Below are 25,979 nucleotides of genomic sequence, written 5' to 3' on the forward strand. Positions count from 1 at the left end.
TTTCGGCAGAAAAAAATTGACAAAACTTATATTGCCGAGGCGATCTCGAATTCACTTATCTTTCTAAATGCTGTTTTCTGACTTTTTCAGCAAGCCCTATTTATGCCCGGAGATCCCCCTCGCATCCCCCGCATCGTTGCGGGGACTTTAAGAGCTTCTTGTCCCACCCCCTACTCCCCTTTTTAAGGGGGGTTAGGGGGGATCTGTCTTAAGTGAACCGTATTGCGTTATAGGCGACTTGTCGCCCCGACAGTTAAATTACTAATTCATTATCTGAAATTTGGAGATGTTCCAATTCCCAATCAAAATCCCAGAAATCATTTTCGGCTCCAATCTCGCATTTTTTATCGTCTCATACCCTGATTCAGCAACGCCTTCAGGGTAATTATACTGTGTGATGCCCTAGGGTGCGGAATGTGGGTTGAATAAGGTCAAGATACAGACTTTTGCTGGCTGGGTATCATGACCAACGCCCAGTAGGGAACCTGGGCCGGATCGACATCGGCGATCGCCCGAATGGACTGATTCGGCATAGTTGCGCGTTCTATATATAGTGCGCGATCGAATTGTCCCAACTCAATCAGCACGTCTCGAACTTTCGCAAAGTGCCTCCCCAGCTTAATAATCACCGCAGCATCAACCAGCGCCAGTCGATCGCGCAAAACATCAGCGTCCAACGTCGCAGGCATAATACTTAACACATCGTTACGATAAGTCAGTGGCACTCCCAGGGCACTCGCACTCGCCATCGTCGAAGAAATTCCCGGCACAACTTCGGTTGTAAATTTGCCCGACAAACGGTTGAACAAATACATAAACGTGCCGTAGAGAAAAGGTTCGCCCTCGCACAAAACCGCCACATCCCGCCCTTCGCTGAGGTGGGCGGCAATTTTCTCGGCTGCAATATCGTAATACGGTTGAGACGATCGCGTGGGGCTAAAAGGCAGTGGCATCGGAATCTCAATTTGTTCTGGGCGCAAGTAATCTGCGACGATCGCGCGCGCGAGCACTTTACCATTTTCCATCGCCGGATACGCAATCACCGGCACCGATTGCAAAATCCGATAAGCTTTCAAAGTTATCAATTCCGGATCGCCAGGGCCGATGCCCAATCCGTACAATTTACCAGTAGTCTTAGTCATAGTTCGTCCTCTTTAGCTAACGCATTCACGGCTGCTGTTGCCATCGCACTGCCACCGCGCCGTCCGTGTAGCGCGATAAATGGCACTCCCCGACTGTTGGCAGCGAGTTCGGCTTTGGATTCGGCCGCCCCCACAAATCCTACCGGGAAACCCAGAATTAATGCCGGTTTCGGGGCTCCAGCATCCAGCATTTCCAGCAATCGGAATAAAGCAGTCGGGGCATTGCCGATCGCCACAACTGCACCATCTAACTTATCTAGCCACAAATCGAGTGCTGCTGCCGATCGAGTATTACCGATTTGCCGCGCCAACTGCGGTACATCGGGATTCCAGAGGGTGCAAATCACTGGATTGTCTGCGGGAAGCCTTTTGCGGGTGATGCCTTCGGCTATCATCCTGGCATCGCACAGAATTGGTGCGCCTGCTGCGAGGGCTTTGCGCCCGTGGGTGGCGGCAAGGGGGGAAGCTGCTAAGTCTTTAACGATGTCGATCATTCCGCAACTGTGAATTAGTCGCACTGCGACTGTTTCTAAGTCTGGCGGCAGGTTTGATAAGTCTGCTTCGGCGCGGATTGTGGCGAAGGATTTGGTGTAGATTTCTGTTCCGTCTCGGATGTAGTCAATCATTAAGATAATTGGGAATTGGGAATTGGGAATTGGGAATTGGGAATTGGGCATTGGGAATTGGTAATTGGGAGACTGTACTTAACTTTATTTAAAATTGTTAGGGGAAGTTTGTTTGATTTGTGGAATGGCTTTTTTTAATGAACCGCGAAGGCGCTTTAGGCGAAGCCGCGCGTCAGCGCTAGGGCGCGAAGTAAGAAAGAGAAGGGGAGATAATGACAGTTTGTCTGTTTTAATGATTTTCTGGGTTCAGTAATTTCTGCAATTTGTCGATCGCCCACCGATCGCAAAATTCACCTAATGACTCGCGAGGTTCTCGAAACCGCTGGTAGACGCGCAACATTCGCTCGATCGCACGAGGCATCTCGGCTACACTAATGGCTGGGAAGATTTGCCGTCCAAAGGGCAAGTCTTTTGTACCTGCATAAATGTTGTAACCTGCGATCGTTTCGCCTTTCTGCTGAATCTGAATTCCTACTAGGGTGATATCAATTGGCTGGTGTTGGGCGCAGGATTTTTCGCATCCGCTGAAATGTATATTGATCGATCGGTCGATCGTCAGTTTTTGCGCTAAATCCCTCACCATTGCTAGGGCGTCACTTTGAGTATCTGTCGCTGCTGACGCACAGCCGCTGCTACCGGCGCACGCAACTAAGCAGGAATCTAGGCGAGTTGCAGATGAGTGCAATCCTAAATCGGCGATTTGCTGATTGACCTCGCAAACCTGGGAGTTGGGGATGTCAGAAATCAGCAGATTTTGCCACTGCGTAAGTCTCAGGGTGCTTCCGCCTAGATTTTGGGCTAAATTTGCCAAATTTCTCAGTTGCTTTGATTCTAGCTTGCCTAGGGGGAGTGCAATGCCGATGTAGGAGAAATCGGACTGTCGTTGACTGTGAATGCCGAGATTACCGTTGGGTGCGCTCGTGACAGGCAGGATGCCTGTTCCACAAGAGTTGTTGGATATGTCTTTTAGAAAAAGTTCGATCGCCTCTTGCCGCAATGCAAACGGCAAATTTTTCTCTACTTGTTCTAGATATTTTTCTGTACCCCAATCAGCGAGTAGATGACGCAAACGCGGTTTTTTACCATCAATTCGAGGCTGACTTTTTGTATATTCAAGATACGCGTTTGTTAAGCTTGCTAATACTACAATACATTGCGATTCTTCGATTATAATTCCGGTCTCAACGCCGTTGAAATGCAGACCAAAAATAATTTTGGAATTTGTCAATCGCCTTTTTGCCACTAATAAAATATCATTGCGGAAATTCCGGATAGAAACTAATTCTCCGCCATCAAAGCCAATGCTGAATTTAGCGGAAAGTTCCGATAACTCAGGATTGGTTTGCAGGTAATTATCCCAAGCTGCAACTAGCGGGCGAGTATCCAGTAAGTTTTGGCGATCGATTCCTGCTGTCGGACTTGCCATTATATTGCGAATTGGGTCAACTTCAACGCGCCGAGACGCTAATCCCAATTCCTGTAAATCTTGCCAAACTTCTGAGGGAATTTCCGAGTGCAATTCTCGGATTTGTAAATTTGCCCGATTTGTGACTTGCAAACAGCCGATACTGTAGCGATCGACTAAATTGGCGATCGACCAACACTGCTGTACATTTAAAATTCCCCCCGGAATCCGCATCCTCGATAAAACGCCGTCTCGGGCTTGGGAACCGTAAAATAAGCCGGGACAAGTCGGTAAATCACTCAAAAGCAACAAATAATCTCCTTCCCCGTGCGACGCAGGGAACCTAAAAGTAAACGCGGCAAACGCGCCCTGAAATCGGCATTCTGACTCTCACAGTTGCGGCACAGCGCCGGAATTGCACCGGACTTTCCCGCTTTCAGGTTTAAGAAATATATCATAAGTCGATCGCCAGCAGCACAAAATCTCGAATTTCTTAACAAATGCCGGGTTATTTTGTATAGTTGCTAATACGAACTCGCCAGTAGACCGGAATATTCCATTTGTTAATATAAATGGCGTTGCTGATTTACGGTATGAAAGGCTAAATATGCCAGTCATAGAAACCAGTATCGACAAAGCTTGGGGATTTTTAACTTATTTTTTTCATACCCTGCTGGAAACTCACTATGCTGATTGTTTCAAGGCTGCGATCGCTCTGCCGATATATTCAGACACGGCTGAATCAAGTGCACCCTGGGAGACAACCTCTACTCCTTCCTGTTGATACATATTGTTGAGCGATCGCGCAATTTCCGCATCACCGCCCGTGAACTCCTGAACCAGTTATAGCCAGCGTCGAGCCAAGACTTGCACCGATTCGTCAGCCGGATCTGTGCCGTTTTTCATTTGAGTCCGAACCTGTTCAATGAGTTTTTGCCAATCTGTTTGACTTTGCTGGATTCGTTCCTCTCCCAACAACTCCCGGCGTTGCTTGATGGTTTCCAATTGTTCAGGCGTGTAGTATTTTTCAAACATACAAATTGCCTCAATGGTGTGAATCAAATTTTCGACGGAAACCGATTGTGCCGATTGTAAACTGCTAGAAATCGACTCCAATCGGTTGAGCAATCGGTGAGACAAATCAATCTGTTCTTTCAGACGCGCTACATGGAGTTGAATGATTTGCTCTAGCGAGAAATTCCGCTGTTCCAAACATCCTCGGATTTCCTCTAAGGAAAAGCCGATTTGTCGCAGCGATACGATTTGCTGCAAGCGGATAATGTCATTATTCGCATACAGCCGATAGCCTGTTTCAGTCCGCCCCGACGGCGAGAGTAAACCAATTTCTTCGTAGTAATGCAGTGTCCGGACGGACACACCTGTTTGTTTTGCCAAATCGCCGACTTTCATCGCCAAGGGTGGCATACCTTTCCTCCTTTCGGTTCAGAGTCGATCGCGGAATGAATCAATCGTAAAACCCTCACGTGGCGTCAGTGTCAAGGGGTGAAGCGAAAAAATTTTCGGAGCTTGGGCGATCGCCTATATTAGATTTGCGGGCAATTACAAAAAATATTGTGACATCGTTCCAAAAGTCTTGTGCCCTTGAGACTGCATTTATTGCGGCAAAATAGTCTTGTTTGCATTGTTCCCATTGCTGGTATGACCATTGCACTCCCTGAAGTCCAAATGCGCTGTTTGCGTTGCCATTCCAAGCAGCTTCTGCATCTTGTAAGTACAATCCAAATTGCTCGTTGGTAATTTCAATATTCTCAAACCCGATCGATCGCAAAATTTGGCAACATTTCTCGTGCGTCCCCAGTAACTCGTTGGGATTGCGAATCGTAATGCCGTATCGCTGCACGACTTCCCGAAATAATATAGATGTGGTTGGAGAGGTTTCTGCCAGACAGGAAAAGGCGACAACTCCGCCCGGTTTCAGAGCATTGTACCATTGACGGAGGGCTTGCGGAATATCTGTCAGATAGACGATCGCACTGGAACACAAAATTACATCAAATTGGTTGTCGGAAAATTCTTGTTCGTCGGCGTCTGCTTCGGCAAACTCGATATTCGCCAGCCCTAAACCTGCAACTTTCTGCCTCGCTTGCTGCAACATTCCCGCAGCAAAGTCAGTTCCCAAAACCCAGCCAAGAGCCCCAACAACCTGGGCCGCCGCAATCGCCGCTAAACCTGTGCCGGTAGCGATATCTAGAACTTGCTGGTGCGATCGCAATTTTGCCAATTCTACTAACCGAGTTGCAGCCCGTTTGTGAAATTCATTTTCGTAATCCGGGCGGTTGTTAAAGTCATTCAGAATCTGCTGTTTGTAGGCACTTAGCGAGTCAGTCATGTTGAGTAATTGGTTAAATTTTCTACACTCCTGGACGCAACAGGCAGAATATGGGAGTTAACGCTTAGGTATGTTGTTGCGCTTCAGCGCTCTTTAAATCTATATGAAAGAGCGCAAAGAGAGTAACTACGTACCTTGTATCAACTTATCTGGCAACAAACATCTCAAAACTGGGATCGCGAAGCTGTAATCAGCTACAATCCAGTTTGGTAAAGAATTTTTACGAGCTAACTGCCCATTACAGCCTTTTGGGCCTGTATTACCCAACGTGACTGAAAATATGGATTTTGCTACTCTTGCAGCCCAGCTAAACGCTGGAACTATCTTACCCGAGGGAATTGTCATCATCACCCTCTTGGTGGTTCTCGTCGGCGATTTAATCGTAGGCCGCAGTTCCTCTAATTGGACTCCCTACGTTGCCGTTGCGGGTTTGCTGGCCGCCATCGCTGCCTTGTGTTTGCAGTGGGATAACACTAACACTATCTCGTTTCTGGGCGGTTTTAACAGCGATGCCTTGAGTTTGGTGTTTCGCGGAATTATCGCTTTGACGGCGGCTGTCACTATTTTGATATCCGTGCGCTACGTACTGCAAACGGGTACTGCTTTAGCGGAATTTATCGGCATTTTGCTCACGGCTACTTTGGGGGGAATGTTCCTCAGTGGCGCCGATGAATTGGTGATGATTTTTATTTCGTTGGAAACTCTGAGTATCTCGTCTTATTTGCTGACGGGTTACACAAAACGCGATCCGCGTTCCAATGAAGCTGCTTTGAAATATTTGTTAATTGGTGCATCTTCTTCGGCGGTGTTTCTCTACGGTATTTCGCTGCTGTACGGATTGTCTGGCGGCCAAACTACTCTAAGTGCGATCGCAGCCAACCTTTCTACAGTTAATAACGGTGAATCTCTTGGTTTGGTGATTGCATTGATTTTTGCGATCGCCGGAATCGCCTTCAAAATCTCCGCAGTTCCTTTCCACCAATGGACTCCAGACGTTTACGAAGGTTCGCCCACACCAGTTGTTGCCTTCCTTTCCGTCGGTTCCAAAGCCGCCGGTTTTGCCCTAGCCATCCGGTTATTAACAAGTGCATTCCCCGCACTCACAGAACAGTGGCACTTCGTATTCACAGCCTTAGCCATACTCAGCATGGTGTTAGGCAATGTGGTGGCCCTCGCCCAGACTAGCATGAAGCGGCTTTTAGCTTATTCGTCGATCGCCCAAGCCGGATTTGTGATGATTGGTTTAGTCGCAGGAACCGAAGCCGGTTACTCCAGCATGATATTTTATATGTTGGTTTACCTGTTCATGAACCTAGGCGCTTTCGCCTGCATCATCCTCTTCTCCCTGCGGACAGGAACCGACCAAATCAGCGAATACTCCGGTTTGTATCAAAAAGACCCGCTGCTAACATTAGCCTTAAGTATTTGCCTGCTTTCCCTCGGTGGAATTCCGCCACTGGCTGGATTTTTCGGCAAAATTTATCTATTTTGGGCAGGCTGGCAAGCTGGACTTTACGGCTTAGTTATCCTGGCATTAATCACCAGCGTAGTTTCAATTTACTACTACATCCGCGTCGTCAAAATGATGGTAGTAAAAGAACCTCAAGAAATGTCAGACTCCGTGAAAAACTATCCGCCAGTTCGCTGGAACCTTCAGGGAATGCGGCCATTGCAGGTCAGCGTTGTACTCACCTTAGTTGCAACAACATTGGCAGGAATTTTATCGAACCCTTTGTTTAACTTAGCAAACGATTCTGTCACCAAAACTCCGATGCTGCAATCAGCATTGAGTCGGATTGTACCAGTTGCAACTACTAAAGTTGAATCAAATCTTGTGTCTCGCAACGATTAATTTTCGGGAATCTTGAAAGATTATATAGCGCCTAACTGTAACAAGTTAGGCGCTTTTTCAATTCAAAAAATCGGTTCGTAGTGAGGACTTCAGTCCTCAGCATTTGATGCGGACTGAAGTCCTCACTACAAACAGATCCTGTGATATAATATTAATTATAATTTTAATTACCAAATTAATATAAATGAGCAAAGAACACACCTACCGCATCCATACAGTTTGGACAGGTGCCAGTCAAGGTACTACTTCATCTTATGATGCTTATTCTCGCGAGTATACAATAAATATCGAGGGTAAACCACCATTCCTAGGTTCAGCAGACCCAACTTTTCGGGGCGATGCTGCACTGTACAATCCAGAAGATTTATTGGTAATGTCGCTGTCAGCTTGCCATATGTTGAGCTATCTTGCTTTATGTGCTCGTGCTGCGATTCGGGTGATTTCTTACTCGGATGAAGCGACAGGTACAATGACACAAAAAGATGGCAAAATTAGATTTACCGAGGTAATTCTACGTCCGAAAGTAACCATCGAAGCTGGTAATGATTTGGAAAAAGCACGCAGTTTGCACGACAATGCACATCATGTTTGTTATATTGCGAATTCGGTAAATTTTCCCGTGCTGAATGAAGCAACAGTTATTGAAATGAATGCTTCCGAAGTCAATAATTAACAAAGTCGCAACAGAGGTGAAAATGTTAGTAAAAACCAAGCAAAACTTTTATACTCCAGATGAGTACCGAGAGTTAGAAGAAACTACCGAGTTTAGAAATGAATATCGCGATGGAGAAATTGTAGAGATGACAGGCGGCACAATTAATCACAGCCGGATTATCCGAAATTTGAGCAGAGTTTTAGGAAACTTGCTGGAGGGGCAGCCTTTTGAGGTTTTTCACAACGATTTGCGGTTGTGGATTCCTCGATATCGACGGGGAACTTACCCCGATGTGATGGTGATTGAAGGAGAACCAGTTTTTAGCGAAGGGCGCAGTGATGAGATACTTAATCCAATCATGATTGTGGAAGTGCTTTCTAAGTCTACTAAGGATTTCGATCGAGAGGATAAGTTTCGGTTTTATCGATCGATCCCTGAATTCCGCGAGTATGTATTAGTCAGCCAACAAGAATTTTTAGTGGAACAATATATTAAGAATGAATCAAATCAATGGTTGTTTCAGGAATATGAGGGAGAATCTGTAACAGTTGCTTTCCCTGGGCTGGGAGTGCAAATGTCAATGAGCGAGATTTACAATCAAGTAATATTTGAAACAGACGAGACTGAATTGCATCAGTAATTAGGTTCATAGTGAGGACTTTAGTCCGCATCAATTAGGTTCGTAGTGAGGACTTTAGTCCGCATCAATCAGGTTCGTAGTGAGGACTTTAGTCCTCTTCAAATAAGAGAGGACTGAAGTCCTCACTACGAACACTTATTAAACTCAAAGTAAAATCGCATGAATGTAATCTGGCTACTATTAAAAGCTTCTTGGTTGAATGTTTCCATCGCCATACTCACAGGCTTAATTAGCGGTGGTTGCAGCGCCCAGTTAATTGCTTTCATCAACCGCGCCATCAGCGATAATTCCAATCAAAATTTAGTCTGGTATTTTGCTGGATTGGCAGTTTTAGCCCTCGTCACCGGAGTTATCTCCCAATTTTTGTTAATCTACCTTTCTCAAGAAGCTGTTTACAATTTGCGGCTGAGTTTGAGTCGAGGGATTTTGTCTTCTCCTTTGCGGCACTTGGAAGAATTGGGCGCTAATCGGTTGCTGGCTACCCTTACCGATGATGTGGGAACTCTTTCTAATACTATATTTTTGATTCCTTTTCTCTGCGTTGATATTGCCGTTGTTGTTGGGTGTTTGACTTATTTAAGCACGCTTTCGGGGGTTGTTTTTGCTGTTGTATTTGCTTTTTTAGCGCTGACTATTGGTACGGTACAGTTGCTGCTTAACAAAATGCGGAAATTTTTTGATTTGGCGCGGGAAGAACAAGATATATTGTTCAAGCATTTTCGCAGCATTACTGAAGGAATTAAGGAACTTAAACTGCATTCGTTGCGCCGTCAGGAATTTTTTGATGAAGAGTTGCAGGTAAGTGCTGCTGATTCCCGCGATTACAATTTGCAGGCGCTGAATACCGCAGCAGTGGCGACGGGAGTCGGGCAATTGCTATTTTTTATGCTGATTGGTTTGCTGTTGTTTGCTGTGCCGAAATTTGTGGCAGTTTCTACGCCTGTTTTGTCAGCTTATATTCTGACAAGTACCTATTTGATGTCTCCGTTTCAGAATATTTTGCAAAGGTTGCCGGCTATTTTTAGGGCTAATACTTCTGTGGAGAAGATTGAGAAAATGGGATTGGCTTTGGCGAGTCAAGCTGAGATAAATGCTGCGCTTCAACCAGTGAAAAATGCTGATTGGAAAATCCTGGAGTTGAAGGGGACTACTCACAGCTATCCGGGAGATAAGGAAGACAGTAATTTTGTTTTGGGCGAAATTAGTTTAAAGTTTCATCCGGGTGAATTGGTGTTTATTGTGGGTGGTAATGGCAGCGGTAAGTCTACTTTTGCTAAGTTACTTACTGGTTTGTACATTCCTGAATCTGGAGATATTCTCTTAGATGGACAGCAGATTACTAATGACAATAGAGAGTGGTACAGGCAGCATTTTTCTGCTATTTTTTCGGATTTCTATTTGTTCGATCGCCTTTTGGGGATGACTAATCACGATTTGGACAATCAGGCGGCTGAATATCTGCGTGAATTTCATTTGGATAAGAAGGTTGAGGTGAAAGATGGTATTTTATCTACTACGGCTTTGTCTCAGGGACAGCGAAAACGGTTGGCTTTGTTGACGGCTTATTTGGAAGATAGGCCGATTTATTTGTTTGATGAGTGGGCTTCGGATCAAGACCCGTTTTTTCGGGATATTTTTTACAAGCAGTTGTTACCGGAGTTGAAGCGCCGCGGGAAAACGGTGTTTGTGATTAGTCATGACGATCGCTATTTCGATCTAGCCGATCGCGCAATTAAACTAGATTACGGTAAAATTCAGTATGACCGACAACATGGATAAGTATCGAATCGTCGAAACTCTGACTGAAAGTCAGGTTTCCGACTTGATGGATTTGTACAAAAACGAGTTTTGGTGCGACAAGCGGAAGCGGGAGGATGTGGTGAGGATGCTGGCCGCGACTGATGTTATCATTGGTTTGGTCGATGAGGGCGATGGCGTCCCGCCCCGCAAGCTACGGCTAATTGGCTTTACCCGCGTCATGACTGATTTTGTCTACAGAGGCACAATTTTTGATGTGATTGTCCACCCAACATACAGAAAGATGGGACTGGGTAAGGTGTTGATGGATGCAGTCTTAAATCATCCCCAACTGCAAGCCGTGGAGAATTTGTCTCTTAACTGTTTGCCGAAAATGATCCCATTTTACAAACGCTGGGGTTTCACTGATGATATCGGTGAAATGAAGTTTATGCGAAAAATACGCTCAACTTAGTTTGTTCAAATCCCCAATTTTTCGCGAATCACTTCTGCTTTGAAACCTACTAAAACAGCCGTTCCATCTTTAACAAAAAGAGGACGTTTCAGCAGCATCGCATCTTTAGCAAAAGCTTCCACCCACTCTGCATTCGTCCAGTCTTGCCTCTCGTCACCCAAGGCGCGGTAAGATTGACCGGATGTATTTCGCATTGGTTGAAAACCTAAAGTAGCTACCCATTTGTGAATGGTTTCGCGAGTGGGTGGCTGTTCTTTTGTGTTAATAAATTCGTAAGTGACAGCGTTATCTTTGAGCCACTGGAAAGCTTTTTTGCAGGTTCCGCAGTTGGGAATTCCGTAAACTTGAACAGACATAATATTTGGGAATTGGGAATTGGGAATTGGGAATTGGGTCGAAAAGCATTGGGCATTGGAAGCAACAAATAACCAATAACCAATAACTAATAACTAATAACCAATAACTAATGACTGCTAACTAATCTAGCTTGTAGAACCCATTTTTGCACGCGATCGACTGAAGGAGTCAAATCATTGCGCTGCATTGTCGCTACGTGGAGTCTGAGGATTTGTTGGTGCAGTCTCTCCACAGGCATTTGAGCCAATTGAGCGGCTGAAGCAACGCCTGCGTGCAGCAACAGCCCGCAATACTGACAGCCTACACTCGGAATTCGAGCCAGCTCTGCCATTGCTACCCATTTATTAAGATTTTGAACGTTAATCTGTAATTGCTGTGCTAGCAGCACTTTCGCCGCCGGTGTTTTCGTCATCCGAATTAGTTGTCCGATTGTTGTGATGCCGCACTCTTCTAGTTGAGACTGGTTTGCGTTGCTCAATCCCGGCAAGTGTTCGATCGGCCAATCGCGTACTTGCACCGAAGTTTTAGAAGTTGTGTGAGAAGTTTTCATATTTTTTTCAGTGAATTTACTTATACTTTAAAGTCTAAAATATACGATCGTCAATAGAGGCTATTACTCATGTCACAAAATCAACAACAATCCGATCGACTAATTTGGCAGATCCCGGGTGTTGAATTCTTGCTGTATTGCTTGTGCAGTAACACTTTCAACTTTTTTATCCTGGCAGTCGGCGAAGGTTCGTGGTGAACAAAATTAGGCCCAGGATGATGACAAAGACGATCGCAAACATAGCACTAAAGAGTGCAGCAAAAAAGAAAATAAAGATGAGGCTTTTCCCCAAAATGGCTGCTAAATTTGAAGCCTGGACTTTTGTGCTGTGATGCTTAGAATCAAAGGACTGAAGTCCTTACTACAAACCGAACTCAAAATTATGAATTTTGACCCATGCAAATTACAAAAGGTGATGAATTGTTAAGAAATATTTTACACGAACGGCGGCAAAAACTGGCCAGTTTAATTGATTTTCCTGTAATTCTATGGTCTGGCCGCAGCATTCCTCGCAATTATCCGGCACTTGTTTATCCTTTTCGCGCCAGCAGTCACTTTCTATATTTTGCTGGTTTGCCGTTAGAAAATGCAGCGATTCGTTTAGAATCGGGCAAGTTAGAACTGTTCTTAGATGATGCCGATCCTGGTAGCACGCTTTGGCACGGGGAAATGCCGAAAAGAGCGGAAATTGCTGAACGAATTGGCGCTGATGCTGCTTTCCCCATGAGTGAGTTGAAAGCGCGAGGGACAAATGCAGCTACGATCGCCCTTCAGGATAGCTCGATCCGGTTGCAACAGTCGGATATTCTAGATCGCTCTTTAGCACCCTCCAAATCGCCAACCGGCATCGATCTAGAGTTAACTCAGGCGATCGTCTCGCTGCGCCTGAGCCACGATGCAGCCAGTTTGGTTGAATTGCGTCAAGCTGCGGCTGTCACCGTAGCAGCTCACAAAGCGGGCATGAGGGCAACTCCAACAGCTAAGATTGAAGCGGGTGTGCGGGCGGCTATGGAAAGTGTGATCATCTCGGAAAATATGACTTACGCCTACCCAAGTATTGTCACCGTGCAGGGGGAAGTTTTGCACAGCGAACACTATCACAATCCGGTACAAGCAGGAGATTTGCTGTTAGCAGATGTCGGTGCAGAATCGTCAATGGGATGGGCGGCTGATGTGACTCGCACTTGGCCGGTTTCGGGCAAGTTTTCTCCGACTCAAAGAGCGATTTATGATGTAGTTTTGGCAGCCCATGATGCTTGTATTGATAAGATTAGTCCCGGCGTGGAATATCAAGACATTCACCTGTTGGCTGCTAGAATTATGGCGGAAGGATTGGTCGATTTGGGTATTTTGCGGGGTAATGTTGACGATTTGGTAGAAATGGATGCTCACGCGCTGTTTTTTGTGCACGGAATCGGACATTTAATTGGTTTGGATGTTCACGATATGGAAGATTTGGGAGATTTGGCAGGCTATGAAGCGGGGAGAGTGAGAAGCAGTCGGTTTGGGCTGGGATTTTTGCGACTTAATCGTGTTTTGCGATCGGGAATGCTGGTATCGATTGAACCGGGTTTTTACCAAGTTCCGGCTATCTTAAATAACCCAGAAACTCGCGCCAAATATGAAAATTTCGTAAACTGGGACGAGTTGGGTAAATTTGCGGATGTCCGGGGGATACGCATTGAGGATGATATACTTGTGAGCGCAGGGGGTAGAGAAGTATTGACGGGGGAACTGCCAACAAAAGCTCTGGAGATTGAGGACTTAGTTGGGATAAGTGCATAGGTATCGATCGCCAAAAGTGCGATCGCCAGCATCTCAATTTTTGCAAAAAGCATTTTTTTTACCAGAAAGAATTGGTTGAAAGCCTTTCCCTTTGAGGGAGAAATGAAAATTAGACTATTCATTACTCCAATCCTCTGACTTAAGGGTAGAGGTCGCTCTCAAACTGTCAACTGTCAACTGTCAACTGTCAACTGTTGAAAGTGCTGTGCTGGCTTGCGTGCTATACATAGCACGAGAACTCTTGAAATGCACTACAAATGCAAACCTGAGATGCTTTCAGTGCGATCGCCCGCAGTTCCATCATGTGTGACCAACATAAATAAATATGAATAAAGCTTGGCAAATCGGTCTGTTTGTGTTCGTTGAAAAACTAGCGGTGCAAGTCCAAAAATTTGCAGCACGGAGACTGGCGCGCATTTTTCGGACAAAAAGTGTAGTCGCACCGCCACCGATGCAATCTGCACCTTTGCCTAGCAATGAAGCAGACAGGCTAAAAGCACTTAACCACTACAATATTCTCGATACAGATGCCGAAGGAGCTTTTGATGACTTAACAGCTTTAGCATCCTATATTTGCGGCACTCCTATTGCTTTAGTCAGCTTAGTAGATACTAACAGACAGTGGTTTAAATCAAAAGTCGGTCTTGGAGCAACAGAAACTCCCAGAGAGATAGCATTTTGTTCTCACGCTATTTTAAATCCCAACGAATTGCTAGTTATACCTAATGCTATGGAAGACGATCGCTTTGCCGGCAATCCGCTAGTAACTTCCGATCCAAATATTCGGTTTTATGCTGGGGCACCGTTAGTAACTCCTGAGGGTTTCCCCATTGGCACTTTGTGCGCCATAGATACAGTTCCTCGCCATCTCACCTCAGAACAACTAGAAGCCCTGCGGACTTTAGGAAGGCAAGTTATTAGCCAAATGGAGTTGCGAATTAATTATGCTAAATTAAAGCGGGCGCAACTCAGGCAAAAACAAGTAGAAGCAAAACTCCGTTCTAGTGACGAGCAAATTGTCAATTTTTTAGAAGGAATGAGTGATGCTTTTTTTGCTCTCGATCCCCAGTGGCGATTTACTTACGTCAATTATAAAGCAGCGCAATTTTTGCAGCGCGAGCCGGAAGAACTTTTTGGTAAAAATTTTTGGGAAGAGTATCCAGATTTAGTAAATTCGGTATTCTATAAAGAGTCTCATGAAGCTGTATCTAAACAAGTCGGAGTAACTTTTGACAAATATTATCATCCCTTAAAAGTCTGGTTGGAAGTGCGGGCTTTTCCTTCTCACGATGGCATTTCTGTATTCTTTCACGATATCACCAAGCGCAAGCAGATGGAATCTGCTCTCAGAAAAGAACAGAAAAAAACTGATAGTTTGCTGCTAAATATTTTACCAGAAGCTATTGCAGATAGGTTGAAGCACGAACCGGGGGTAATTGCGGACAAGTTTGAAAAAGCTACAATTCTTTTCGCTGACTTGGTGAATTTTACTCAAATTTCTACTACGATGTCCGCCACAAAATTGGTATACTTGCTGAATGAAATTTTTTCAACTTTTGACCAACTGACTGACAAGCACGGGTTGGAAAAAATTAAGACGATCGGGGACGCTTATATGGTAGTAGGTGGCATTCCCATTGAGCGCCCAGATCACGCAGAGGCGATCGCCGAAATGGCACTGGATATGCTAGCGGCAATTCAGGAATTAAATGTGAAGCTAGACTCGAATTTTGACATCCGCATCGGAATTAATAGCGGCCCGGTGGTAGCGGGGGTAATCGGCACTAAAAAATTCATTTACGATTTGTGGGGAAATGCGGTGAATACAGCCAGCCGCATGGAATCTCACGGCATCCCCGGCAGCATTCAAGTTAGTATCTATACTTACGAGTTGCTGCGGGATAAATATGAATTTGAAGAGCGGGGTTTGATTGAGATTAAGGGTAAAGGGGAAATGCGGACTTATTTTATGACTGGTAGAAAGACAGAAGGCGAGATGGAAATAGCCGGAGATTAAATCAAATTAAGTGCAGTAGCGTGCCTAGGAAGAATAGATGAGATTGCCAAAGTGTTTTTAATAAAATTTGGGACGGGCAAGATGCCCATCCCACAAAATAAACAATTTGGGACGGGCAAGATGCCCATCCCACAAAATAAACAATTTGGGACGGGCAAGATGCAAACAATTTGGGACGGGCAAGATGCCCATCCCACAAAATAAACAATTTGGGACGGGCAAGATGCCCATCCCACAAGCAAAAAAAAATTGTGGGATGGGCATCTTGCCCGCCTAGATATTTTTGGAAGAGATCAAATGAGTTAAATAGGGTGCGTCAGCTTGGCAAATTTTTGCGACAAATTCACAATCTCATTCTGACGTACAATTTGTTAGCTGGTGCGTCAGAATGAGATCGTCTGTGAGGATTCAGAATTATTTTTGCTGACGCACGCTACGGCTAAGACTTGAAAGTACCTGAACAATCAGGCTCGATCGCAAACCAAGCAAAACCGCCGTCGCAAAGGAACCAAATCAGATTATGCTATATGCAGAGATATCCGGGCAATCCCATGTGCGGTATATAGATCCTATAAAAATATTAAATTAAAGTCGTCGGAGCCTTTAATATGGTTCAGTTTCATATTCAAACAGATAGCGAGATCCCTGCATCTACGCAATTATTCAATCAAATCAGGTTTGCGATCGCCTCGCGCCAGTTTCCGCCCGGGCACCGCTTGCCCAGCACGAGGCAGCTAGCGATGCAGACGGGTTTGCACCGCAACACCATCAGCAAAGTATACCGACAACTAGAAAATACCGGACTCGTAGAAGCCCAAGCCGGATCGGGGATTTACGTGCGCGCCCAAGGGCACGAAGGCGGCAGCAAACTCAAATCCCCGATTCTTGATGAATATCCCCTTGCCAATAAAATAGTGCAAGAAAGTATGGATCAACTGCTGGGACAGGGCTGTACGCTCAACCAAGCTAGGGAATTATTTTTGGCCGAAATTGACTGGCGACTCCGGTGCAGCGCGCGGGTGGTCGTCACAGCCCCCACAGAAGACATCGGCGTGGGTGAGCTGATGGCGAAAGAACTGGAACAAGCTTTGCGGATTCCCATCCAGTTAGTGGCGATGGAAGATTTAGGTACTTTTCTGGATAACATCTCTGCGGGAACTGTAATCACCAGTCGTTATTTTATCGGACAAGCGGAATTGATTTCGGCGCCGCGTTCGGTGCGAGTGATTCCCGTAGACATCTATGATTATGTTCAGGAAATTCAGTTAGTGGGGAGTTTGCCGAAGGACAGTTATTTGGGTATCGTGAGCCTGAGTTCGGGAATGTTGCGATCGACTGAAGTGATTATTCACAGTCTCCGGGGCGAGGATTTGCTGGTGATGACGGCTTTGCTGTCGGATGCTTACAAGATTAACTCGATCGTGCGATCGGCTAGAACTATTTTCTGCGACCAACCGAGTTTTGCTACAGTAAAAGCTGCCATTAACGCCGCCAGAGAGGATATTATTCGTCCTCCGCAACTGGTATGCTCGGAAAATTACATCGGCTCTAAGTCGATTAATTTACTCAAACGCGAGTTGGGCTTGGGATAGAGTTGACAGTTGACAGTTGACAGTTGACAGTTGACAGTTGGCAGTTGACAGTTGACAGTTGACAGTTGTAGGGGCAGTGCCCCGTGAGAGCCCTCTTAGTTGACAGTTGACAGTTGACAGTTGGTAGTTGGTAGTTGTTATTCCAATAACCAGTAACCAATAACCAATAACCAATAACCAATAACCAATAACCAGTAACCAATAACCAATAACCAATAACCAATAACCAATAACCAATAACCAATAACCAATAACTAATAACCAATAACCAATAACTAATAACCAATAATCCATGCCAATTGAAATCCAACCTTCAATTAATGTTAAAACTGCGATCGAAAGCCGGCGGGCCGCGCGCAGCTTCAAGTGCGATCCGATTCCCCCAGCAATATTGGCAGAGATTTTGCGCTTGGGAGTGCGATCGCCCTCCGGTTATAATTTGCAGCCTTGGCGGTTTATTGTACTTAAAGATCCAGCCAGCAAAGAAAAATTAAAAGCTTGTGCCTTCGACCAGCGGCAAGTGGTAGAAGCCCCGATCGTGTTAATCTGTTGTGGCGATCGGCGCGCCGCCGAACCAGAAAACACCGAAGCCGTCATCGAATTGGGCAAAGCCGTAGGTGGAATGAACGAGAATTTAGCTGGTTATATGCGACAAGCAATCCCGCAATTGTTCGAGAACCATCCATGCTTTGAGTCCGTAGAAGCTTGGACAAACAGACATACAATGCTCGCAGTAGCTCATTTAATGATTGCAGCTAAAAGCTTTGGAGTAGACAGTTGTCCGATGGAAGGTTTTGTCGCAGCTAAGGTGAAAGAAGCCTTTCAAATTCCCGTAGAAGTAGATGTATGCTGTTTGCTACCGCTTGGTTATGCAGCAGAACCTTTCAAACAATACGGCGGTCGTTTTGACGTGACTCAAGTTTATTTCAGCGAAAGTTATGGAGAGGCCTTGCAAGTTGAAATTTGAGAGTTAAGATTTGAGAGTTGAGATTTGAGACTTAAGATTTGCCTGAGTTTGTGCAAAAGTTCAAACAAATCAGAATACCGACTATTTTGCAATTTCACAATCCGAAATTGCAATCTAAAATCTAAAATCTAAAATCTAAAATTTCAAGTGTGGTGATAGTAGACAGAGGAGGAAAAAATATGACAGTAGCAGCGCGACAAAGCAAGGCACAAATTCTAGAAGTAGAGTTACAAAAGCACTTGCAAGCAGCCGGATTTAAAAATTTACCGCTTTATATCAGTTGCGATTTTCGAGATGACTCTTTAACTGTCGTGGGAGAACACCCGCGCAGTTTAGTTCTCAAAGCTAAACCGACTTTTGCGGTGCTAGAAGCAGCAATTCTCGAAATAGAACCGGAATCGATTCAACAGATTGGACTTTGCCTCAAAATCACCGGGCAAAAACAGCCTTATGCTTTCCATTCTTTTACCATGCACAACCCTGTTTTGTCAAGACCCAGAACAGTGGAAGTGCTGAAAAAACCCGAGAAGCAACCCGCAGCAGAAACAGGGATAGTTTTAGCCGAAAATGCTGCTGAGACGGCGGATGTAGCGGAGGAAATACCGTTAGAAACGGATGTTAAAAATGCGGGCGGTGATGAATATTTCCCTAATTTTTCCGAGAGTTCCAGCGATTCCGATCCGATCGCCTTTAAGGTAGCTGCAATCCCGGAAAATATCGCAGAAAATCCCTTCGATGCGCTGGATATGGAAGCGGTAACAGTCGCCGAAACGCCGAAGACTTCACCGTTTACGATGTTGGTGGCGGCCGGAATGGTAAGTCTGGTGGCGGTGATTTTGGCGGGCGGTTATTACCTGCTGAGTCGCCCCTGCGTCATCGGAGAATGTACTGCATTAGCCAATGCCAAACAGTTGAGCGACAATTCGGCGAAGACTCTGAAAACTTCCAAGGTTGCTAGCAGCCCGGAAGAGGCGCAGGAACAGTTAAAACAGGCGATCGCACTTTTGGAACCAATTCCGGCTTGGTCAATTCATCGCGGTGAGGCTCAAACTGCGATCGAAAAATATCAGGAGCAAAGTCAAAATATCACATCTGCGATCGATGCAGCACGCCTCGCACAGTCGGCAGCCGGGAAAACCCAAAATCCGCCTGTTTCCGAACAGAGCTTGCAGCAAGCCGAAAAATTGTGGCAAAGTGCGATCGGCCAACTCGGAGAAATCCCCACAAGCAGCCCAGTTTATCCATATGCTCAGACAAAGGCGAAGGAATACCGAAAGAATTTAGCCACTGGAAATCGGCAATTAGGCACAGAAAAACAAGCCGAAAAACTGTTGATCGCCGCCAAAAGTGCAGCCCAAATAGCAGAAGCTCGGGAAGCAGTAGCTCAGACATCGCAGACATGGGGACAAGTGGAAGCAGGTTGGGAAAAAGCCCTAGGAATTATATCAGAAATTCCCAGCAACACGCAATCTTATCAACTAGGTAGATTGCTAGTTCCGAAATACGAAACCAAGCTTTCACAAGCTCGCGAGCGCCGAAATGTGGAAGGAATTTCGGAAAATGCCTACACTCAAGCTGTGACTTTAGCAGCGGAAGCTCGAATTTTTGAGGGCAAAAACGGCTGGTTTAAAGCATCGGAAAACTGGCGAAGAGCTTTGAGTTATGCGGAGCAAGTTCCGACGGCTACTTCCTATTCCCAAAAAGCCAAACCGCTGATTGAATCCTATACAACATCTTTGCAGCAAGCGGAAGTTAAGTTGCGGGAAGAAAGAAACTTGCAAAAAGCGCGCACGGATTTAGATAGAACTTGCAAAGGCAAGCCAAAAATTTGTGACTATACTGTGAGCAATGGTTTGATTGCGGTGCAGATGAATTCCGATTACGTGGAGAAGTTGCAACAAACTTTCATTCAGGCGAATAACAATAATTCTGTGAAGAGTCGCCAAGCTGTGGAAAAGCACGTTGCTACTTTGCAAAAGGCCTTGGAGGCGATCGCGGAAAATGCGAAAATTCCGATGCAGGTGTACGATGGCGAAGGCAAGCGGATTGCGAGTCACGAACCGAAGTAATGGCAGCATCTCATGTTTGCAGTGCAGGTACGTAGTTGCGCTTCAGCGCTCCGGAAAGGTACGTAGTTGCGCTTCAGCGCTCCGGAAAGGTACGTAGTTGCGCTTCAGCGCTCCGGAAAGGTACGGAAAGGTACGTAGTTGCGCTTCAGCGCTCCGGAAAGGTACGTAGTTGCGCTTCAGCGCTCCGGAAAGGTACGTAGTTGCGCTTCAGCGCTCTGGGAGCATCACATTTTTGCAAAAACCATCTTGCTTGCAGTGCTGTCCACCAAGAGCGAGCTGTATAATACTCGCTCGGAGTGGACAGCACTATAACAACAAAACTGAGATGCTCCCGAAGTAATTGCGCCGCGAATTTCTGTGGCTTCATCCAGATTTTGTCGATGAGTATTAATTGGGGAATCCGCGACTGAAATCGCTAGTATACTGTATGAAATGGTGTTAGCAATCCAATGCTAGAAAAGGTAAAACTTCATAACTTCAAAAGTCATCAAGATACAGAAATTAATTTTGACAATTCAGGCTTACACGCCCTCGTAGGACAAAACAGTTCTGGTAAAACATCCGTTTTGCAAGCATTGCATTATCTCAGTCAGCTTACTAATTCATCATTTGAAGATATTTTTAAGGATGAAAGAGCGCCTCAATTTATTACAACTATTGGGCAAAATAATATGTCTGTTACTGCAAATGGTTTTTGGGGAGACCAAGAGCGTAATGATTGGGAAGCTTCTTATGACTGGAGACAAAGAGTTAATCATTCTTGGTTTCCGACAGCATCATGGAAGGCCGATAAAAACCAGGAATATAGGAAAGTAATGTCTAAAACTTCCTTAATCACTACGAAAGAGCCAATTCCTGAATCTTTGAGATACTCAGTTCATCTTAAGCTAGTAGCTACTAATCTTGCTAAAGCAGCTTACAGCGATGCAATCATTCCGCGAGTTGAGTTCGATGGTTCAGGCTTAGCACCTACCTTAGACTATCTTCGTGACGAAGCTCCAGATAAGTTTCAATCTTTACAAGAAATGTTGAAACGGATTGTACCAGGTGTACGCGAAGTAGGCGTAAAACGAGCCAAGGTTATGGTAAATCGCCAACGCTTAATCGAAGTCGATGGCAAATCTATCTCCTACGAAGAAAGTCAGGAAATGACAGGGCAAGAAGTTGTCCTAGACATGAATACTGGTAAACGCATTCCAGCCCATGCGATTAGCGAAGGAACAATGCTCGCCCTCGGATTACTGACTGTTTTGATAAATCCAACTCAACCTAATTTAGTGTTACTAGATGATGTCGAACAGGGACTCCACCCAAAAGCACAACGAGAATTAATCGCTGTTTTTAAAGAAATTATTCAACAAAACAACAACCTGCAAATTATTTTTTCCACCCATTCTCCCTACATTGTGGATGAACTTACTCCGTCTCAAGTTCATGTATTAAGTAACAATAACTCCGGTGTGACTCGTTGCAAAAGATTAGATGAACATCCTGATGTAGAATGGGCAAAACAAACTTTAACCACCGGAGAATTCTGGGATGCGGAGGGAGAAGATTGGGTGGTTGCAGGAGAAATTAATGATTGAGTTTGTAGTGATTGTCGAAAGTAGTGCAGACGCACGAACCGCTACTAAATTAGCCGATCGCACTTTAGTGCAAAAAATTGACTGGTTAGACCCTGAGATGCTGCAACATCTATATCAATGGAGTGGTTTAGAAGCTGGCACAGAGAATTCTTGCTGGAAAAATATTAATCAAATTATAGATAATTTCCAACAAAGCTTAGGATTCCGTCCTCCCAGATATTTAGGTCATCGTAAAGATGGAGCATTAAAAGCTGATGGTGCAGCAGTGTCCGAGTTGTGGGACGAAAATCTAAAATCTTAAATGTATTGACGGCGGCCCCAGAAGCCGCTACGCTGTGAAATTAAGGTTGCTTTGCTCGAAGATGAAGCAGCCACGATCGCCCGAAAATCTAGTTGCACTGTCCGAAGCTGTAACCAGCAGCAACGGACAGCTAACCGCCAAACTGAGATGAGCAGTCTGGAGGCTGATCGAGAATCTTAGCATTCTCTGTCGCCGCCCTGCCTTTTGTTAGTATGCGGGGCGGCTGGGTTTTTGGGTTTTCCTCCCAGAAAACAACCAAAAACCAGGAGACCATAATTATGTCACAGGAATTCGTGCCTGACGATAACTCTTCCGTGCAGCCAAATGACGGCTGTGCAGTATCCGAACAGGAAATCGTGCAGATAACGGTTGTCGGTTCCCAGAAAACCGTATTAGAAACCATCCACACCTTGTACAGGCTGGGATTCGCCACCGTCGGCGATTGGAGTAAGTTGCAGCGAGGCCCAAAGCCGGGACAATTTATTAGCGTTTTAATCAAGCGCAAAGCCTAGAAATTGGTCTAGCCTCATCGGTTATATCAGCGGGCGGTTGAAATAGACAACACGGCGATGAAATAGAGGACACGGCATTGCCGTGTCCCTACCCGATATCGTTATTTCCAGCAATTTTATCCTTCACTCAATCCCGCTTGAAAAATCTGTTGTGCCGTCAACTTCAACTCTGGAAAAGTTGGCGACTCAATCCTATCATCTCCCCGAAATTGACTAACTTCATACTCGCCATCAATCAACCGATAAATCGAAATAGTCGGTTGCTTGGGATTCCCAATAAATCGACGGCCGCCCAAACCGAGATAATCCACAATCCAATATTCGGGAATGCCGATTAGTTCGTATTCACCTACCTTTTTTATGTAGTCATCTTGCCAATTCGTGCTAACGACTTCAACAACCAGCGGAATTGATGCTCCTTGAGTTACGGTTGAAAAATTTTTCCACAAAGGTTCTGATGTTAAGTTGGGGCGATTTAATATCAGAATATCCGGCGAATAAGCTGATTCGTTTTCTGGTGGCTTAATTAATGCTTTTCCGGGGATGAAGTATGGACGTTTTTCTTTTCTAAACTCAGCAGTTAATTCGGAGGCTAAAAAACCGATAACTTCTTCATGGTCTCCTAATGGCTGTGACATTTCAACAATCTCTCCATTGTGCAGTTCGTAACGTCCGTTTTCTGGCTTCCATTCCGCAAATTCTTCAAAAGTTAGCGTTTTAGCTGCTATTTGAATCATGGTTATTCTCCTTGGTGATGAATCGGGCGGGCTAGAAGCCCACCCCACAAGATAAACTGACTCTTTGTGGAACAGGCATCTTGCCTGTTCAAGAAAATAAGGCTAAATGCAAGTTCTTACCTATAGCCTTTCTCAAAAAGATGAGGTGTAACTGATAGATCGATAATCATTAAACTCAGAGGGCTGAAGCCCAACAACGTACCTAATTTTTCTGATAAGCGCTATTCATATTATAAATGCCCAAGGCCCAATTCCCAATTACCATTTGATTAATTGTGCATCTTGATTAAAAAAACTCCGACACAATCCCTCAGTCAACAATAGAGTGGCGATTAAAGTTGCTAGCGCCAACACAAACATAATCAAAATTTGATAAGATGCTGCATCCAAAGGACTGACACCGCTCAACATTTGACCCGTCATCATTCCCGGTAATGTTACGATACCTACGACTGTCATTGTGTTTAATGTGGGGATTAATCCAGCTTTGATCGCATCTTTGCGGTACTGTTTTACTGCTTGCTGCGGAGTCGATCCTAAACTTAAATGGGTTTCTATTTCTAATTGGCTGCTGTTAACTGTACTCACAAGTCTTTCACCAGCGATCGCCCCTGAGTTCATCGCATTGCCCAAAATCATCCCCGCTAGGGGAATCAAATACTGCGGTTCGTACCAGGGATCAGGTTGCAAAATTAGCAAGTGTGTATAGGCCAGAGTAAACGCCGTACCGATCGATATCGAACCCACAACTAACGGCAGCAAGTGCTTGATTTTTTTGCTAATCCGGTTGGTGGCCACCATGCTAGCCGTGGCCAGCATGATTGCTAACACTGCTAACACCAGCCACGGATTTTTCCCCTCCGGCGCAAACACCACGGCGAGCACGTAGCCGACTCCGATTAGCTGGATCAAGGTGCGCCCCGCCGCGATCGCCAGAGCCCCTTCCAACCCCAATCCCTGCCACGCCGAAAGCCCGATCGCGATCGCCACCATCCCCAAAGCCCAACCCAAATCAGTAAAATCTAGCAGAATTAACATCCGCGCTCCCTTTCGATAAAGTGATTGTTTGCCCGTCCAACTATAAGATATTTGAATAAAGGTTTCTGAGAAACAGTTTTGCTGTAAGAATTTGCTTTGATAATGGTTGCAATTTGTGGTGTCAAGAGTGAATAACGTTCCCCCCCTCGATTTAACCCAGCAGTACGCCCAGATTGGCGACGAAATCGGCGCTGCGGTACAAAAAGTGCTCGCCTCTGGCGGCTACATCGGCGGCCCCGCCGTCAAGAGTTTTGAGCAAGAGTTTGCCAACTACACAGGCGTTTCCGACTGCGTTGGCTGCAACTCCGGCACCGATGCCCTAATTTTGGCTTTGCGAGCTCTCAAAATCGGCCCCGGCGACGAAGTAATTACCACTCCTTTTACCTTCTTCGCTTCCGCTGAAACAATTAGCGCTGTGGGTGCAACTCCCGTATTTGTCGATATTGACAGCGGGACTTTTAATCTGGATGTCGAACTTTTGGAAGCGGCAATTACCGACAAAACCAAGGCAATTATGCCGGTTCACATTTTCGGACAACCCACAGACATGACTCGGTTGATGGAAATTGCCACCAAGCATAACTTAGCCGTCATCGAAGATTGCGCCCAGTCTGTCGGGGCCGAGTGGGAGTCTAGAAAAGTCGGCAGCATCGGCCATGTGGGCTGCTTCAGCTTTTATCCGACCAAAAATTTAGGCGCTTGCGGTGACGGCGGCGCGGTGACAACAAACGATCGCGCCCTGGCAGCTTCCATGCGTATGCTTAAGGAGCACGGACAGTCTTCTAGGTATTTTTACGAGGAAATAGGCTACAACAGCCGTCTGGATGCCCTGCAAGCGGTGATTCTCAGCATTAAGTTGCGGTATCTCGACAGTTGGAACTCCCAACGGCGCGAGAAAGCAGCCGTTTATAGCGAATTTCTTTCCCGCGTGCCCGGAGTTGCTGTCCCCAAGGAATTGCCAGCAGCCAAGCCTGTTTGGAATCAATATACAATTCGCTTGACAAGTCAAGACACAATCCGGCTGACAAGTCCAGAAGGCGCGCCAAATCCTTCTGGTAATTTCCGCGACTCGATGCGGACTAAGTTGCAGGAATCCGGCATCGGTTCGATGGTTTACTATCCGTTACCTTTGCACCTGCAACCTGTTTACAAATCTTTGGGCTATCAAGCCGGTCAGTTGCCTGTAGCTGAGCAAGTTTGTCGCGAAGTCTTGTCTTTGCCGATGTTCCCGGAACTTTCGAGGGATCAACAGGAGAGGGCAATTTACGGGCTGAAAGATTGTTTGGCAAAGGGCGGATAGGATTTAGTGGCTTTTGTGCGATCGCCCGATCGAAAGAAATACCTGAGAATAGAGGAATTGTAGGGTTGCAGTGTCGTACTGGTGCAGCGGTCAGGAAAACATATTAAGTGTTTTGACTGATCACTTGTACTTTTATCAGAAATTTGGGTTTAAAACCCCGTCATAAGCTTGACGGCTTTCTGCTATAGTATTCGTAGGTTGCTGACCGTGAGAACGTGAGGAAACAGGTTGAACGTCCTACTCCGGGATCTCAAAATCTTTAACCGTCAATGGTAAAAACCAAATC

26 protein-coding genes and 1 riboswitch are annotated in these 25,979 nt (G+C 45.5%); of the genes, 16 read left to right on the forward strand and 10 right to left on the reverse strand.

All coding sequences use genetic code 11. From position 1 onward, the window contains the following. Positions 1-431 precede the first annotated feature (431 nt). The 3 genes from JGK16_RS30420 to cobG form a co-directional block, all read right to left on the reverse strand. On the reverse strand, positions 432-1,142 hold the full coding sequence (locus JGK16_RS30420) for a precorrin-2 C(20)-methyltransferase (RefSeq protein ID WP_293193370.1): 711 nt from the start codon (positions 1,140-1,142) through the stop codon (positions 432-434). Further along, positions 1,139-1,768 carry a precorrin-8X methylmutase gene (locus tag JGK16_RS30425; RefSeq protein ID WP_293186726.1) on the reverse strand — a complete coding sequence of 210 codons (630 nt, stop codon included), beginning with the start codon at positions 1,766-1,768 and terminating at the stop codon, positions 1,139-1,141. The genes JGK16_RS30420 and JGK16_RS30425 overlap by 4 nt, the downstream gene beginning before the upstream one ends. Positions 1,769-1,997: 229 nt before the next feature. After that, the gene (gene cobG, locus JGK16_RS30430) at positions 1,998-3,476 is read right to left on the reverse strand and encodes a precorrin-3B synthase (protein ID WP_293193369.1); all 1,479 of its coding nucleotides are present in this window, start codon (positions 3,474-3,476) and stop codon (positions 1,998-2,000) included. A 52-nt stretch (positions 3,477-3,528) separates the two neighbouring features. Further along, positions 3,529-3,645: riboswitch (cobalamin riboswitch) on the reverse strand. A 135-nt stretch (positions 3,646-3,780) separates the two neighbouring features. On the opposite strand from cobG, the gene JGK16_RS30435 reads away from it, so the two are divergent. Beyond that, positions 3,781-3,957, forward strand: coding sequence for a hypothetical protein (locus JGK16_RS30435; protein WP_293203571.1), 177 nt, complete (start codon positions 3,781-3,783; stop codon positions 3,955-3,957). Positions 3,958-4,016: 59 nt separating this feature from the next. Here the strand turns inward: JGK16_RS30435 and JGK16_RS30440 are convergent, their stop codons facing one another. Together JGK16_RS30440 and JGK16_RS30445 are read right to left on the reverse strand one after the other, a co-directional pair. Then, positions 4,017-4,598 (reverse strand): MerR family transcriptional regulator, encoded by a 582-nt coding sequence (locus tag JGK16_RS30440; RefSeq protein ID WP_293186722.1) that lies wholly within the window; start codon positions 4,596-4,598, stop codon positions 4,017-4,019. Positions 4,599-4,653: 55 nt separating this feature from the next. After that, positions 4,654-5,523 (reverse strand): methyltransferase domain-containing protein, encoded by an 870-nt coding sequence (locus tag JGK16_RS30445; RefSeq protein WP_293193368.1) that lies wholly within the window; start codon positions 5,521-5,523, stop codon positions 4,654-4,656. A gap of 280 nt (positions 5,524-5,803) precedes the next feature. Here JGK16_RS30445 and JGK16_RS30450 point away from each other — a divergent pair, with 280 nt between their 5' ends. From JGK16_RS30450 to JGK16_RS30470, 5 genes are all read left to right on the forward strand, one after another. Next, the gene (locus tag JGK16_RS30450) at positions 5,804-7,375 is read left to right on the forward strand and encodes an NAD(P)H-quinone oxidoreductase subunit N (protein ID WP_293193367.1); all 1,572 of its coding nucleotides are present in this window, start codon (positions 5,804-5,806) and stop codon (positions 7,373-7,375) included. 184 nt (positions 7,376-7,559) lie between these two features. Continuing rightward, positions 7,560-8,048 carry an OsmC family protein gene (locus JGK16_RS30455; protein ID WP_293186719.1) on the forward strand — a complete coding sequence of 163 codons (489 nt, stop codon included), beginning with the start codon at positions 7,560-7,562 and terminating at the stop codon, positions 8,046-8,048. 22 nt (positions 8,049-8,070) lie between these two features. After that, on the forward strand, positions 8,071-8,670 hold the full coding sequence (locus JGK16_RS30460) for a Uma2 family endonuclease (protein ID WP_293186718.1): 600 nt from the start codon (positions 8,071-8,073) through the stop codon (positions 8,668-8,670). Positions 8,671-8,829: 159 nt separating this feature from the next. Next, positions 8,830-10,449: a cyclic peptide export ABC transporter gene (locus tag JGK16_RS30465; RefSeq protein ID WP_293186717.1), complete on the forward strand. Its 1,620-nt coding sequence runs from the start codon at positions 8,830-8,832 to the stop codon at positions 10,447-10,449. Next, entirely contained in the window at positions 10,430-10,882 is a 453-nt protein-coding gene (locus tag JGK16_RS30470) for a GNAT family N-acetyltransferase (RefSeq protein ID WP_293186716.1), read from the forward strand. The genes JGK16_RS30465 and JGK16_RS30470 overlap by 20 nt, the downstream gene beginning before the upstream one ends. 5 nt (positions 10,883-10,887) lie before the next feature. On the opposite strand, the gene JGK16_RS30475 is transcribed toward JGK16_RS30470, so the two are convergent. Both JGK16_RS30475 and JGK16_RS30480 read right to left on the reverse strand, forming a co-directional pair. Beyond that, positions 10,888-11,238 carry a Spx/MgsR family RNA polymerase-binding regulatory protein gene (locus JGK16_RS30475; RefSeq protein WP_293186715.1) on the reverse strand — a complete coding sequence of 117 codons (351 nt, stop codon included), beginning with the start codon at positions 11,236-11,238 and terminating at the stop codon, positions 10,888-10,890. A gap of 107 nt (positions 11,239-11,345) precedes the next feature. Further along, positions 11,346-11,789, reverse strand: coding sequence for a DUF4332 domain-containing protein (locus JGK16_RS30480; protein ID WP_293186714.1), 444 nt, complete (start codon positions 11,787-11,789; stop codon positions 11,346-11,348). 69 nt (positions 11,790-11,858) lie between these two features. On the opposite strand from JGK16_RS30480, the gene JGK16_RS30485 reads away from it, so the two are divergent. The 4 genes from JGK16_RS30485 to JGK16_RS30500 all read left to right on the forward strand — a co-directional run bounded on the left by JGK16_RS30485 (position 11,859) and on the right by JGK16_RS30500 (position 17,183). Then, complete coding sequence (locus JGK16_RS30485; RefSeq protein WP_293203572.1) at positions 11,859-11,987, forward strand: hypothetical protein; 129 nt, start codon at positions 11,859-11,861, stop codon at positions 11,985-11,987. A gap of 198 nt (positions 11,988-12,185) precedes the next feature. After that, positions 12,186-13,574 carry an aminopeptidase P family protein gene (locus JGK16_RS30490; protein ID WP_293186713.1) on the forward strand — a complete coding sequence of 463 codons (1,389 nt, stop codon included), beginning with the start codon at positions 12,186-12,188 and terminating at the stop codon, positions 13,572-13,574. A 325-nt stretch (positions 13,575-13,899) separates the two neighbouring features. Continuing rightward, entirely contained in the window at positions 13,900-15,591 is a 1,692-nt protein-coding gene (locus JGK16_RS30495; RefSeq protein ID WP_293193366.1) for an adenylate/guanylate cyclase domain-containing protein, read from the forward strand. Between the two features lie 608 nt (positions 15,592-16,199). Next, on the forward strand, positions 16,200-17,183 hold the full coding sequence (locus JGK16_RS30500) for a GntR family transcriptional regulator (protein WP_293186711.1): 984 nt from the start codon (positions 16,200-16,202) through the stop codon (positions 17,181-17,183). Here JGK16_RS30500 and JGK16_RS30505 read toward each other — a convergent pair. Continuing rightward, positions 17,154-17,477: a hypothetical protein gene (locus JGK16_RS30505; protein ID WP_293193365.1), complete on the reverse strand. Its 324-nt coding sequence runs from the start codon at positions 17,475-17,477 to the stop codon at positions 17,154-17,156. The genes JGK16_RS30500 and JGK16_RS30505 overlap by 30 nt on opposite strands. Between JGK16_RS30505 and JGK16_RS30510 the strand changes: the two genes are divergently transcribed. From JGK16_RS30510 to JGK16_RS30530, 5 genes are all read left to right on the forward strand, one after another. Beyond that, on the forward strand, positions 17,476-18,150 hold the full coding sequence (locus JGK16_RS30510) for a nitroreductase family protein (RefSeq protein WP_293193364.1): 675 nt from the start codon (positions 17,476-17,478) through the stop codon (positions 18,148-18,150). The genes JGK16_RS30505 and JGK16_RS30510 overlap by 2 nt on opposite strands. A gap of 179 nt (positions 18,151-18,329) precedes the next feature. After that, complete coding sequence (locus tag JGK16_RS30515; RefSeq protein ID WP_293193363.1) at positions 18,330-20,219, forward strand: hypothetical protein; 1,890 nt, start codon at positions 18,330-18,332, stop codon at positions 20,217-20,219. A 449-nt stretch (positions 20,220-20,668) separates the two neighbouring features. Beyond that, on the forward strand, positions 20,669-21,805 hold the full coding sequence (locus JGK16_RS30520) for an ATP-binding protein (RefSeq protein WP_293178347.1): 1,137 nt from the start codon (positions 20,669-20,671) through the stop codon (positions 21,803-21,805). After that, positions 21,798-22,106: a hypothetical protein gene (locus tag JGK16_RS30525; protein WP_293178350.1), complete on the forward strand. Its 309-nt coding sequence runs from the start codon at positions 21,798-21,800 to the stop codon at positions 22,104-22,106. Before JGK16_RS30520 ends, JGK16_RS30525 begins: the two co-directional genes overlap by 8 nt. 278 nt (positions 22,107-22,384) lie before the next feature. Further along, positions 22,385-22,618, forward strand: a complete 234-nt coding sequence (locus JGK16_RS30530; protein WP_293178353.1) for a hypothetical protein — start codon at positions 22,385-22,387, stop codon at positions 22,616-22,618. Positions 22,619-22,734: 116 nt separating this feature from the next. On the opposite strand, the gene JGK16_RS30535 is transcribed toward JGK16_RS30530, so the two are convergent. Both JGK16_RS30535 and fetB read right to left on the reverse strand, forming a co-directional pair. After that, positions 22,735-23,355, reverse strand: coding sequence for a Uma2 family endonuclease (locus tag JGK16_RS30535; protein ID WP_293178356.1), 621 nt, complete (start codon positions 23,353-23,355; stop codon positions 22,735-22,737). 258 nt (positions 23,356-23,613) lie between these two features. Beyond that, positions 23,614-24,393 (reverse strand): iron export ABC transporter permease subunit FetB, encoded by a 780-nt coding sequence (fetB, locus tag JGK16_RS30540; protein WP_293178359.1) that lies wholly within the window; start codon positions 24,391-24,393, stop codon positions 23,614-23,616. 127 nt (positions 24,394-24,520) lie between these two features. On the opposite strand from fetB, the gene JGK16_RS30545 reads away from it, so the two are divergent. Beyond that, positions 24,521-25,693 carry a DegT/DnrJ/EryC1/StrS family aminotransferase gene (locus JGK16_RS30545; protein ID WP_293178362.1) on the forward strand — a complete coding sequence of 391 codons (1,173 nt, stop codon included), beginning with the start codon at positions 24,521-24,523 and terminating at the stop codon, positions 25,691-25,693. The last annotated feature ends 286 nt before the right edge of the window (positions 25,694-25,979 follow it).

The organism is Microcoleus sp. PH2017_09_SFU_O_A (assembly GCF_020738625.1).
GTDB lineage: Bacteria > Cyanobacteriota > Cyanobacteriia > Cyanobacteriales > Microcoleaceae > Microcoleus.